Source organism: Cupriavidus sp. 05N38 (assembly GCF_056397345.1).
Genome location: NZ_JBFTNF010000055.1, coordinates 1 through 11,965, shown reverse-complemented (window position 1 = coordinate 11,965; position 11,965 = coordinate 1). Strand labels below are relative to the sequence as shown.

The following is an 11,965-nucleotide window of genomic DNA, read 5'->3' as shown; positions in this document are numbered from 1 at the left end:
CTGGGTGCCAAACGCGAAGTTCACAACGCTGCTCCGATGGACGATCCTGACAACAGTCAACAGTCCAGATAAGCGAGGCAGACATGAACTTTGAACTCAGCGAAGAGCACCAGGCGTTTGCGGAATCGGTGCGGCGTTTCGCCCAGGACAAGCTAGCCCCCGGTGCACTCGAACGTGCCCATTCCGCCCAATATCCCTGGGATGCCGCACAAATGCTGGCAGAACAGGGCTTGCTTGGCATCGCGTTCCCTGAGGAAGATGGCGGACAAGGCGGCACCTTGATGCACGCCGTGATCGCGATCCAGGAAGTGGCCCTGGTGTGTCCCAAGAGCGCGGATATCGTGCAGGCGGGCAACTTCGGTCCAATCCGCACCTTCGTGGAGTACGCAACGGCGGAGCAGAAGGCGCGTTTCCTGCCTGACCTGCTGGCAGGGAAAAAGCTCATTGCGCTCGGCATGACCGAACCGGAAGCCGGCTCGGCCGTCACGGAACTGAAGACCTCGGCAAGGCGTGACGGCGATCACTATGTGATCAACGGCAGCAAGATCTTCTCGACGCACAGTCCCGAGGCAGAGTTGTTCCTGATCTACGTGCGCTTTGGTCCGGGCGTCGGCGGGATTGGCTCGGTGCTGGTGGAGCGCGGCGCGCCGGGCTTTCAGGTGGGTGAGCCGTCGAAATTCATGAGCGGCGAAGCGTGGTGCCAGCTCTATTTCGAGGACTGCCGCATTCCGGCCAACAACCTCTTGCTTGGTGAAGGCGGCTTCAAGCGACAGATTTCCGGCTTCAACGTTGAACGTCTCGGCAATTCGTCGCGATCGCTGGCGCTGGGCCGCCACTGCTTCAACGTCGCCCGGGAGCACGCCAGGATTCGCAAGCAATTTGGTCGCGAACTGTGCGAATTCCAGGGGATCCAGTGGAAGTTTGCCGAAATGGCATTGAAGCTGGAATCCGCGCAACTGCTGCTGTACCGCGCCGCCATGGAGGGTGAGCATGGCCTGCCTTCGGCGCATAGCACGGCCATGGCGAAACTGGCTTGCAACCAGGCCGGATGGGATGTCGCCAACGAAGCGCTGCAAGTAATGGGTGGTATGGGCTACAGCCAGGAGTCGATTGTCGAATACTGCCTGCGCCGGATCCGCGGCTGGATGATCGCCGGCGGCTCGATTGAAATGCTGAAGAACCGGATTGCCGAAGGCGTGTTCGAGCGTTCGTTCTCGCAGCGCCCCCCCAAGGCTGGCTGACGCGCCCGCACCCCATAATCAAAATCGAACCGGAGACAACCATGTTTGCAAGACTAAGCCGCGCCCCAGCGCTCTCGCTGGCTTCGCTGGTGCTGGCACTGGGAAGCGGCGGCGCCAGCGCGGACCCCGCATCTGAGTATCCGAACCGGCCTGTGCGCGTGGTCGTTGGCTATCAGGCAGGCGGCCCTACCGATGTGGTTGCGAGGCTGCTGGCCAAGCAATTGCAGACTACGTTCGGGCAGCCGTTCGTGGTGGAGAACAAGCCCGGCGCCGGCTCCAATATCGCCTCAGACCAGGTCGCCGGCGCCAAGGCCGACGGCTATACGCTGCTGTTTGCTGCAGCGCCGATCGCCTCGAACGGATTCGTCTACAAGAATCTGAAGTGGGACGTCCGCAAGAGCTTTGAGCCGATCTCGCAGGTCATGTCGGCACCTGCGATCCTGGCAGTGAGCCCGACCTTGCCTGTGCATACGGTTGCGGAACTGATCGCGCTCGCCAAGAAGCAACCGGGGAAGCTGTCGTTTGCCTCGACCGGGACTGGCGGCACCCAGCACCTGGCCGGGGAAATGCTAAAACAACACGCCGGCATCAACATGATCCATGTCCCCTACAAGGGCGCGTCGGGCGTGATTACCGACCTGATCGCAGGCAATGTTTCCATGGCATTCATGACCTCGGTCTCCGCGATGCCGTATCTCAAGGCCGGGCAATTCCGTCCCATCGCGGTGACGGCGCCGAAGCGGCTGGCGCTGCTGCCCAACGTGCCAACCATGGCGGAAGCCGGTGTGCCCGGACTCGAAGTGGATTCCTGGAGCGGCCTGTTCGCCCCGGCTGGTACGCCGCGACCTATCGTCGAGAAGCTGCAGCAGGCTGTCATCAAGGCGGTCGGGACCACGGAAATGCGGGACAACCTGCAGCCGCAAGGGGCTGTGCTGGTGGGCAATACATCGAGTGAGTTCAAGGCCTATATCGACAAGGATGTCGAGCACATGGCCAAGACCTTCAAGACAGTGAAAGTAACGTTGGACTAAACATGAATACCGCTTCGAACCAACCTGATCATGCACTCGCCCAAGCTCTGCTGGCCCCCCGCAGCGTCGCACTGTTCGGTGCCTCGGACGATGCTGCGAAGACTGCAGGGCGGCCCCTGAAGTTCTTGCGTGCCGCGGGATACGCAGGGAAGGTCTACCCGGTCAATCCGAACCGGCAGACTGTCCAGGGCGAGACCGCATATCAGAGCCTGGCCGCGCTGCCGGAGGTTCCGGAGCATGTCTTTATCCTGACGCCGACCGACACGGTGCTGGATGCGGTGCGCGAATGCGCGCGTCTTGGCGTCAAGGTCGTCACCATCCTGGCGAGCGGGTTCTCGGAATCCGGGCCGGATGGCGCCGCACGGGAGGAAGCGCTGCGCGAACTGAGCCGCGCCACCGGGGTCCGCGTGCTGGGGCCAAGCAGTCTTGGCGTAATCAATCCGGAGGCGGGGCTCGTGCTCACCGCGAATGCCGCGTTTGCCGAGCCGGAGCTGCCGCGCGGGAAGGTCTTCGTGGCATCCCACAGCGGCAGCATGATTGGCGCGCTGGTCTCACGGGGCAAGGCACGTGGCGTGGGCTTCGCCGGCCTGGTATCGGTTGGCGGCGAGGCTGATCTCTGTGTCGGCGAGATCTGTGCCGCAACCCTGGACGATCCGGGTATCGAAGGCTATTTGCTGTTCCTGGAAAGCCTGCGCCACGGTGACAAATTGCGAGCCTTTGCGCTGGAGGCGGCCAAACGGGGCAAGCCGGTGATTGCCTACAAGCTGGGGCGCTCAGCTGCAGCCGCTGAAATGGCTGCCACCCACACCGGCGCGCTGGCGGGCGAAGACGACATTGCCGATGCCTTCCTGAAGGATCTGGGCATTGCCCGCGTTGGCGTTATCGAAGCGCTGCTTGAAGCGTTCCCGCTGGCCAGGCGCATTCCGCTTGAAGCCGAGGGTGCCCCGCGGCGGCGCGTCGGGGTCGTCACCACGACGGGCGGCGGCGCAGCCATGGTGGTCGACCAACTTGGCATCCGCGACGTGGTGGTAGAGCCGGCATCGCCGGCCACGCTGGCCAGGCTCGAAGCAGCCGGAATCGCTGTCTCCGCCGGCCGCGTGCTGGATCTGACCCTGGCCGGCACGAACTATGGCGTCATGAAAGGTGCCCTCGACATTATGTTTGACGCCCCCGAGTTTGACGTGGTGCTGGCGGTGGTGGGCTCCTCTGCTCGCTTCCAGCCCCAGCTCGCAGTCAAGCCGATCACCGACAGCGCGGCGAGCCGCAAGCCGCTCGCGGCAATGCTGGTGCCGGACGCGCCCGAAGCGCTTGCGTCGCTGACCAAGGCAGGCGTGCCGTGCTTCCGGTCGCCGGAGGCCTGCGCGGATGCAATTGCGTCCGTGCTTGCCCGCAGGTTACCGGGGGTGCAGCCCACGGCTGGCGTTGCGCCAGCGGTATCGGCAACGCCGCTGAACGAGGCGCAGGCATACGGCATCCTGGACGAGGTCGGTGTGCCGCATGCACCTGCAGTCACGCTGCCGTTGGCCGGGCCGGCAGGCCGGCTTCCGTTCGATTTCCCGGTCGTAGCGAAGGTATGCTCGGAAGAGATTCCGCACAAGACCGAAGTCGGCGGCGTGGTGCTCGGTATTCAGGACCACGCCCAGCTTGACGCGGCACTGGCGACGCTGCGACAGAACCTGGCGGAGCGCGCGCCGGGCAAGCGCTGCGATGAAGTCCTGGTGCAGCCGATGAGCAAGGGTCTGACGGAAGTGCTCGTAGGCTACCGCGTCGATGCCGAAGCGGGTCCGATCGTGATGCTGGCGGCCGGTGGCATCTGGGCCGAAGTCGCGCGTGACCGCAGTATCCGGCTCGCGCCGGTCAGCGTCGAGGTAGCGCGTGAAATGATTACCGAGGTGAAGGCGCTGAAAACAGTCTCGGGTTTGCGGGGTAAACAGCGGGGGGACCTGGAAGCCCTCGCCAGGGCCGTTTCCGCACTCTCGCAGCTCGCAGTGAAGCCGGACCTGCGGATTGCCGAGGCGGAAGTGAATCCGCTCATGGTGTTCCCGGAAGGCCACGGGGTACTGGCGGTAGATGCACTGGTGCTGAAGTGGTGACAAGGGCATCGCCCGCTTGCAACAGGCCAGGGACCGATGACCTGCTCAGCCGGCTCGATGCCATGGCCGTGGTTCACCGGGTCCAGTGCGGCGGCGCGCAGGTCGTGTGGCGGCAGTTCGGGCAAGGTTCGCCGCTGGTGCTGATCCATGGCGGGCATGGTAGCTGGATGCACTGGATCAGGAATATCGAGGCGCTAGGCAGGGAGCATACGCTGTGGCTGCCCGACCTACCCGGCTTTGGCGACTCCGGCACCCTCGACGGCGATCCGCACGCCACCGACCGCCTTGCGCGGCTGGTCGGCACAGTGGCAGGCAGCCTCGACGATTTACTGGGTCGCACCAGCAGGTTCGGGCTTGCAGGCTTTTCCTTTGGCGGGGTCGTTGCGGCTCACATGGCGGCAAGCATGCCCAATGTCGAGCGGCTGGCATTGCTGGGCTCCGCCGGCCATGGCGGCCCCCGGCGCCAGGGGGCGGAAATGGTCAACTGGCGCACGGACGACCGCGGCCAGATGCTCGCTGCGCTCAGGCACAACCTGGGCGCGCTCATGCTGCACGACCAGGGCAGCATCGACGCACTTGCCATGGATCTGCATGAGCGCATGTGCAAGGCCACCCGGTTCCATAGCAAGGCGCTTTCCAGAAAGCCGCTGCTGCGCGATGCGCTATCGAGTTTCAGTGGCCCGACGCTACTGATGTGGGGCGAGCACGATGTCACTGCGCAGGCGGTCGAGGCCGCACAGCAACTCGCCAGCGGAGTATCGCATCGCGACTGGTGCGTGGTACCCGGAGCGGGGCATTGGGTCCAGTATGAACGCCCGCTCGAAGTCAACCAGCTATTGTCGCGATGGTTTTCGCGCGCCTGAAGCAGCGGTCGGGACGGGCGGCGTGGGGCGCCAGGATTCATGAATAGAATTCACGACAACTTGCCGATATTCCCGGCTAGTTCCAACTCTCCTGCCACGGTAACCTTCGTGGATCAATGCCGGTCGCTTCCGTAGCGCAGTCTGATGGCGAGCATGACTCGCGCCGGCACACCAGGAGTAATGATGATCAAAGTGACACCGATCGGCTCACAACCATCAAAGGACGGGCCGGAGGAATTCTTTACCGGTAGCGTACGAATCGATTCCCTTTTTCAGGCGGAAGCGCCGGCGCGCGTCGGCGGTGCGACAGTGATCTTCGGGCCGGGAGCACGCACTGCATGGCATAGCCATCCACTCGGCCAGACGCTGCTTGTCACGGCAGGCACGGGCCTCGTGCAGCAATGGGGCGCGCCGGTCCAGACGATCCGCTCCGGGGATCTGGTCTGGATCCCTCCATCCACCAAGCATTGGCACGGCGCGACGGCGGCCACGAGCATGACGCACATCGCCATCGCGGAGTCTCTCGATGGCAAGGTAGTGGACTGGATGGAACAAGTTTGCGCCGAGCAGTACGAGGGGAGCGCCTGACAGGGGACCGCTCGATAGCATGTCGAGTGGGTGACATCACATCAACGAGGAACATAGCTATGCTTGGCACCGTTCTCTATGGCCCGCGCGACGTGCGCTACGAAGAGCGCCCGGAGCCGCGGATTCTGAAACCAACCGACGCCGTCATCCGCCTGTCGGCGAGCTGCATCTGCGGTTCTGATCTTTGGCCGTATCGCGGGCTCAACGAGGTCACGGAACCGCAGGCGATGGGGCACGAGTATTGCGGCATCGTCGAGGAGGTCGGCAGCGAGGTCACGTCGGTGCGTCCGGGTCAGTTTGTGGTCGGTTCGTTCTGCCTTTCCGACAACACATGCCCACATTGCCGCTTCGGATATCAGTCCTCATGCCAGCAGCGCGAATTCATGAGCGGTGCGCAGGCGCCGCGCGCGCGCGTGCCGCTGGCCGATGGCACGCTGATCGCGACGGCGGAGCTGCCGCCCGAGGATCTGATACCGAGCCTGCTAGCGGTGTCGGATGTGCTGGGAACCGGTTGGTATGCGGCGGACGCGGCAAACGTGCGGCCGGGCTCTACGGTAGTCGTGGTTGGCGACGGTGCCGTTGGGCTGATGGGCGTGCTGGCCGCCAGGCAGATGGGCGCCGGGCGCATCATTGCGATGAGCCGCCACAAGACGCGCCAGGACCTTGCGCTGGAGTTCGGTGCGACCGACATCATCACGGAACGCGGCGATGCCGGTGTGCAGCGGATCAAGGAAATGACTCATGGTATCGGGGCGGATTCAGTCCTGGAATGCGTCGGGACGCGCGAAGCGATGATGCAAGCCATCGATGCCACACGGCCGGGCGGATCGGTTGGCTATGTCGGGGTGCCGCATGGCGTCGAGCTGGAAGGCCAGCGGCTGTTCTTCACCCAGACGCGGCTGCATGGCGGTCCCGCCCCGGTGCGGCGCTATCTGCCAGACCTCATCGATCTCGTGCTCCAGCGCAAGATCGAGCCGGGCAAGGTGTTCGACTTGAAGCTGCCGCTCGCCGAGGTGGCCGAGGGCTACAAGGCGATGGACGAGCGCCGGGCGATCAAGGTGCTGCTGCAGCCCTGACTGTGCCACCACTGCATCGGCTTGGATGTGAGACAACTAGCCGATAGAATCCACACATCTTCTTGAGCTGGATTCGTGAATGCCACGCGAAAACTTCAATGATCTGCTGGCCTTCATTGCTGTCGCAAGGGAGCACAGCTTCACGCGCGCCGCGGGGCAGCTGGGCGTCTCGCAGTCGGCGCTCAGCCATTCGATCCGGTCTCTGGAATCCCGCCTTGGCGTGCGTTTGCTGACACGTACGACGCGCAGCGTGTCGACCACGGCGCCGGGCGAACGCTTGCTTCAGTCCGTTGCGCCGCAGTTTGAAGAGATCGAGGCGGAGTTATCGAACGTGGGTGAGTTGCGCGACAAGCCCGCCGGAACGCTGCGCATCACCGCGACCGAGCATGCGGCCAATACGGTGTTGTGGCCAAGACTGGTGGACGTGCTGCCGCGGTATCCGGACATCCGTATCGAGGTCTGCATTGACTACGGGCTGACCGACATTGTGGCGAACCGGTTCGATGCAGGGATTCGGCCGGGCGACCAAGTGGCCAAGGACATGACCGCCGTACGCATCGGCCCGGATATGCCAATGGCGGTGGTCGCCACCCCAGGATACTTTGCGACGCGGCCGCAACCTGCGGCTCCACAGGAGCTGACCGGGCATTGCTGTATCAACCTGCGCTTGCCGACGCAAGGTGGCCTGTATGCGTGGGAATTCAAGAAGGGGAGGCGTTCATTGCAGGTGCGGGTGAATGGCCAGCTCGTGCTCGACAATGTCGCGCAGATCGTTGCGACATGTCTGGCCGGATTCGGGATCGGCTATGTGCCACTGAGCGCCGTGGATACGGCCATTGCGCAGGGCCAGCTGGTGCGGGTGCTGGCAGACTGGTCGCCGGTCTTTCCGGGCTATCACCTTTACTACCCCAATAGCCGACACTCGTCGCGCGCGCTTGCCGTGCTGGTGGAGGCGCTGCGCGAGAACGTGTGAACGGTCGACGGGCGCATCGGCCGTCGATTGCTGGAATCGCCGCGCCAGATCGCCGAACTCGATGTGGTCTTGCGCAACGATGCCGTCCTTGCCGGCCAACGATGCCAGGGAGCGGCTGCGGCCGTTCGCCCGGATGGTTCCGTTGGCAAAACTGGCGTCGGAGACGTTCATGCCGGCCCGTCAATGACTATGTCGGGCACGACGCCCCCGCCCTTTGCGCGGCGAGGTGCCGCGAGAGCAGTGACGTAGCCAGGCTGCCGATGCCGGCCGCACCCATGATCCATGCCATGGTCCAGGGGGTGCCGTCCGAAAACCAGCCAACCATGGCGGCACTCAGGATGCCGCTGCCGTAGTGCATGGCGCCGACTACCGACGATGCCGAGCCAGCCTTGTGCGGAAACGCGGCAAGCGCGCCGGCCACCGAGTTGGCGACGATAAAGCCGTTCATGGACATGTACACGAAGATAGGCAGGACCAGGCCGGTCAGACCGCCCCAGCCGAAGCGGGCGTCCAGCGCAAGGACCACACCCGAAATCGCCAGGACCCAGGTGCCCAGGTGAAAGAGGCGCTCGCTTCCAAGTGTCTTCAGCAGGCGTGCGTTGACAAAATTGGCCGCCATCATCCCAATGATGTTCACGCCGAACAGCAGGCCGTAAGCCCGAGGGGTGACATGGTAATAGTCGATGTAGGCAAACGGCGTCGCGACAATAAACGTATAGGCCCCGGCATAGAAGAATCCGCCCGAGAAGGCATAGCCGATCAGCCGCGGGTCGCTGACGAGCGCGAGGTAGTCCCGCACGACATGGCGCATCGGCGTGGTCGTCCGGCGGGCGGGCGGCAGCGTTTCCGGCAATGCCCGCAATGCAAACATCGTCAGCAGGCCCACGATGGCAAGGCTCCAGAAGATGCCTTGCCAGGACCACCACGCCAGGATCTGGCTACCGAGCAAGGGGCCCAGCAGCGGCGCCACGCCCATGATCAGGATCAGCGTCGACAGGACGCGCGCCGCATCGTCGCGCGCGTACAGATCGCGGACCATGGCACGTGACAGCACCGGCCCGACACAGGCGCCGAGGGCCTGGACCACCCGCCATCCCATCATCTGCCAAACGCTCGTTGACATTGCGCATCCGGCCGAACCAATAGTGAACAGGACCAGGCCGAGTGCAATGGGCAGTCGCCTGCCATGACGGTCTCCGACGGGGCCCCAGATCAGTTGGCCAATGCTGAACCCGATCAGGAATGCGGAGAACGTCAGTTGGAGGCTGGCCGGGTTCGCATGCATCATCCGGCTGATGGTCGGCAGCGCGGGCAGGTACATGTCCGTCGAGATAGATGCGAACGACATCAGCGCGCTGAGGATCAGCATCAGCCGCAGCGTTGCCTCGGGCTGTGCGGCGTGGGTCGGGGCGGTCGGTGACTGGGGCGGGATCATGCGTTCTGAAAGCAGGGGCGGGTTTGCCCCCAAACTGGGCGTTTTTGGTTACCCCAATGCTACGGACTGCCGAGCCGCAGATTAAGACAGCAACGGCGCATGTGATCTTGAGCCAGATTCATGAATGGCGTCCAGTTTGGCCGCCCCCGGACGCCATCACCGAACGGAATCAGCGCCGATGCCGCAACGCCTCGACCACGATGGCGAGTGCGCGGGACGATTGCCGGCGGCTGGGATAGTAGAGGTAGTAGCCGGGATAAGGCTGGCACCAGTCGTCGAGCACGCGGATCAGGCTGCCGTTGGCGATATGCTCCAGCGCCATGCCTTCAGGCACATAGCCCAGGCCTTGCCCGGCCAGCGCCGCGCGCAACATTGGCGAACTGCTATTGAAGGTCCAGCGCCCGTTCACGCGCGCCTTGAGACTGTGCTTGCCCTTGGCAAATTCCCACTGCAGCAGGCTACCGTAGGTTGGCAGCCGGAGATTGATGCAGTCGTGTGCGGACAGATCCTGTGGATGCTTCGGCTGCTTGCGTCCGGAAAAATAGGCCGGGGAGCCGACCACGGCCATGCGCTGGTCTGGGCCGATACGCACGGCAATCATGTCCTTCGCCACCTGATCGCCAATGCGAACGCCTGCATCGTAGCGCTGCGACACGATGTCCGCCAGCGAGTAATCGACCGTAATCTCGACGTGGATGTCGGGATAGTCCTTCAGGCCCTCCAACAGCTTTGGCCACAACACGCTGTTGGCGGCGTGTTCGGCCGAATTGATCCGGATCGTGCCGGCCGGCTTGTCCCGGAACTCGCCAATCGCGGACAACTCGGCGTCGATGTTGTCGAACCGTGGCGCGACGCTGGCGAACAAGCGCGCGCCGGCTTCGGTGGTCGAGACATTGCGCGTCGTGCTGACCAGCAGCTTGACGCCAAGCCGGGCTTCGAGTCCCCGCACTGCATGGCTCAACGCGGACGGTGTCACGTCCAGCTTCGCCGCCGCGCGCGTAAAGCTGCCCTCGCGCGCAACATGGACGAAAGCGAGCAAATCATTGATGTCTTCTCTTGCCATGCGGGCCTTTGGCTCAGGTTCGTATCCGTGCGTATGGTATCCGGCAGTTCCCGATCTGGTCCTACAAAAGTAGTCCCGACGCCAAGCGGCTGGCCGGGTTGGCAGACAGTGGTGCAATACCCTCGCTGTCTTGCGTGGGCGATGCCTCGTAGCACCCTTTCACGAATTTTGTCCCATACATCACCTTGGCGCGTTGCGAGCGTCGACCCGCAGTATGAGTGCCTGCGCATTCAGTGCCTTTTCTCAATGGCTGTGGCTGTGCCACATTGCTACCGGACACAATCGGACCGCTGTGCCTTCCGCCTCGCTCGCGGTAGATCGGCGGCCCCGCAATTGATTCCTGTTGAGAAACCGTGTTTTTCCATCGCCGCCGAGCATGACGACGCATGCGTGGGCTCCGCGGGATATCATGGTCGAAGGCCGTCGCTTCAGGAGAACCGCTCACGAAGCCGCGGGCGGATGAATCCAGGCCGGAAGCTGCTGCACTAATTGCTTGGCCGCCGCGCGCACTTCTGCCACGGCTTGCTCGATGATGGGCGACAAGGATGAGCCCTTGCGCCTGACGATGCCGACGGATCGGATCGGGCCATCCTCGATCTGGCAGAGGCGCATGCCCCGCAAATCCAGCAACGGCATGATGCCCAGGTAGGGTTGGATCGCGATTCCCACCTCTTGGCGCACGAACCCCGCTGCGGTGGCCACCTGGTCAAACGAGAGCTTCGGCCGGAAGACGATGCCTCGCTGCAGGAAGGCCGCGTTCACGTACTCCTTGGCGGTGCTTGCGTCGGTGCCGCTGATGAGCGGCAGTTCGGGAAGCTCTTCCATGCGCATGACTGGCCGCACCATCTTTTTCCATGCTGCTGGTGCCAGAAGGGCAAAACGGTCGCGCATGATTTCCTCGTACTCCAGTTCGGGGTGCGAGGGGGCGGCGGAGGCCAGGGCGAAATCCACCTGGTAGTTGATCAGGCGCTGGATCGTGGAGGCGTTGGTGCCGTCGTAGATGGTGAAGCGTGTCCCGGCGAAGCGGCTCTCCAGTTTGGCGCACACGCCCGGAAGCACGGTGTTCGCCAGCGATGAGATAGCGGCGATGGCCATATGGTGGGCCTCCAGGTCGGTCAGGCTCTGCAGGCGTTGAAGGCCGCTGTCGAATTCGCCTACGACGCGCCTTGCCAGCGAGGTCATGCGCTCGCCGACCGGCGTCAGGCGCACCGAGCGCGTCGAGCGCTCGAACAGAACGACGCCCAGCGCATCCTCCAGGTCCTTCACGGCCTTGCGCAGCGATGGTTGCGTCACGAAGAACTGCTCGGCCGTGCGGCTGAAGTTGAGCGACTTGGCAAGGGCCAGGAAGATCCGGAGTTGGCGGGGTGTCACATTCACTCTGTCATCCTTTCGTCGTGCGGATTCGATGGCTTCACGGCGCAGCGAGTAGGCGGGATGGCGCTCTAGTACAACATCCCGTAAATAGATTTAATAATTATCAGGCTGTAGGTACGGCTCCAGGAGCGTGACGACCACCTGGGCCATCTCGTCGAGCGAGCCTGCGCCTGGCAACGGCTCCCAACGCCCACTATGGTCCCACTATGGTTGCGAAAGGCGGCGCCA

General features: G+C 63.7%; 10 protein-coding genes. 7 read left to right on the top strand and 3 right to left on the bottom strand.

From position 1 onward, the window contains the following. The first annotated feature begins 83 nt into the window (after positions 1 to 83). From AC1DK4_RS30250 to AC1DK4_RS30220, 7 genes are all read left to right on the top strand, one after another. Positions 84 to 1,241 (top strand): acyl-CoA dehydrogenase family protein, encoded by a 1,158-nt coding sequence (locus AC1DK4_RS30250; protein ID WP_441622299.1) that lies wholly within the window; start codon positions 84 to 86, stop codon positions 1,239 to 1,241. An 89-nt stretch (positions 1,242 to 1,330) separates the two neighbouring features. Beyond that, on the top strand, positions 1,331 to 2,272 hold the full coding sequence (locus AC1DK4_RS30245; protein WP_441643562.1) for a Bug family tripartite tricarboxylate transporter substrate binding protein: 942 nt from the start codon (positions 1,331 to 1,333) through the stop codon (positions 2,270 to 2,272). A gap of 2 nt (positions 2,273 to 2,274) precedes the next feature. After that, a complete protein-coding gene (locus AC1DK4_RS30240) occupies positions 2,275 to 4,365 on the top strand; it encodes an acetate--CoA ligase family protein (RefSeq protein WP_441622295.1) in 2,091 nt (696 codons plus the stop codon). Positions 4,366 to 4,502: 137 nt separating this feature from the next. After that, positions 4,503 to 5,228 (top strand): alpha/beta fold hydrolase, encoded by a 726-nt coding sequence (locus AC1DK4_RS30235; protein ID WP_441622293.1) that lies wholly within the window; start codon positions 4,503 to 4,505, stop codon positions 5,226 to 5,228. Between the two features lie 180 nt (positions 5,229 to 5,408). Then, on the top strand, positions 5,409 to 5,816 hold the full coding sequence (locus AC1DK4_RS30230; protein ID WP_441622291.1) for a (R)-mandelonitrile lyase: 408 nt from the start codon (positions 5,409 to 5,411) through the stop codon (positions 5,814 to 5,816). Between the two features lie 59 nt (positions 5,817 to 5,875). Beyond that, positions 5,876 to 6,892: a zinc-dependent alcohol dehydrogenase family protein gene (locus tag AC1DK4_RS30225; protein ID WP_441622289.1), complete on the top strand. Its 1,017-nt coding sequence runs from the start codon at positions 5,876 to 5,878 to the stop codon at positions 6,890 to 6,892. A 79-nt stretch (positions 6,893 to 6,971) separates the two neighbouring features. Further along, on the top strand, positions 6,972 to 7,865 hold the full coding sequence (locus AC1DK4_RS30220) for a LysR family transcriptional regulator (RefSeq protein WP_441622287.1): 894 nt from the start codon (positions 6,972 to 6,974) through the stop codon (positions 7,863 to 7,865). A gap of 187 nt (positions 7,866 to 8,052) precedes the next feature. Here AC1DK4_RS30220 and AC1DK4_RS30215 read toward each other — a convergent pair whose 3' ends face one another. From AC1DK4_RS30215 to AC1DK4_RS30205, 3 genes are all read right to left on the bottom strand, one after another. Next, positions 8,053 to 9,300 (bottom strand): Bcr/CflA family multidrug efflux MFS transporter, encoded by a 1,248-nt coding sequence (locus AC1DK4_RS30215; RefSeq protein ID WP_441622285.1) that lies wholly within the window; start codon positions 9,298 to 9,300, stop codon positions 8,053 to 8,055. Positions 9,301 to 9,469: 169 nt separating this feature from the next. Next, positions 9,470 to 10,363, bottom strand: coding sequence for a LysR family transcriptional regulator (locus AC1DK4_RS30210; protein WP_441622283.1), 894 nt, complete (start codon positions 10,361 to 10,363; stop codon positions 9,470 to 9,472). 441 nt (positions 10,364 to 10,804) lie between these two features. Then, positions 10,805 to 11,734 (bottom strand): LysR family transcriptional regulator, encoded by a 930-nt coding sequence (locus AC1DK4_RS30205; RefSeq protein WP_441622373.1) that lies wholly within the window; start codon positions 11,732 to 11,734, stop codon positions 10,805 to 10,807. Between the last annotated feature and the right edge of the window lie 231 nt (positions 11,735 to 11,965).

Bases quoted from the DNA above. Each gene is read 5' to 3' on its own strand.
- AC1DK4_RS30250 (WP_441622299.1), top strand. From the start codon at position 84: ATGAACTTTGAACTCAGCGAAGAGCACCAGGCGTTTGCGGAATCGGTG.
- AC1DK4_RS30240 (WP_441622295.1), top strand. From the start codon at position 2,275: ATGAATACCGCTTCGAACCAACCTGATCATGCACTCGCCCAAGCTCTG.
- AC1DK4_RS30230 (WP_441622291.1), top strand. From the start codon at position 5,409: ATGATGATCAAAGTGACACCGATCGGCTCACAACCATCAAAGGACGGG.
- AC1DK4_RS30225 (WP_441622289.1), top strand. From the start codon at position 5,876: ATGCTTGGCACCGTTCTCTATGGCCCGCGCGACGTGCGCTACGAAGAG.
- AC1DK4_RS30220 (WP_441622287.1), top strand. From the start codon at position 6,972: ATGCCACGCGAAAACTTCAATGATCTGCTGGCCTTCATTGCTGTCGCA.
- AC1DK4_RS30215 (WP_441622285.1), bottom strand. From the start codon at position 9,300: ATGATCCCGCCCCAGTCACCGACCGCCCCGACCCACGCCGCACAGCCC.
- AC1DK4_RS30210 (WP_441622283.1), bottom strand. From the start codon at position 10,363: ATGGCAAGAGAAGACATCAATGATTTGCTCGCTTTCGTCCATGTTGCG.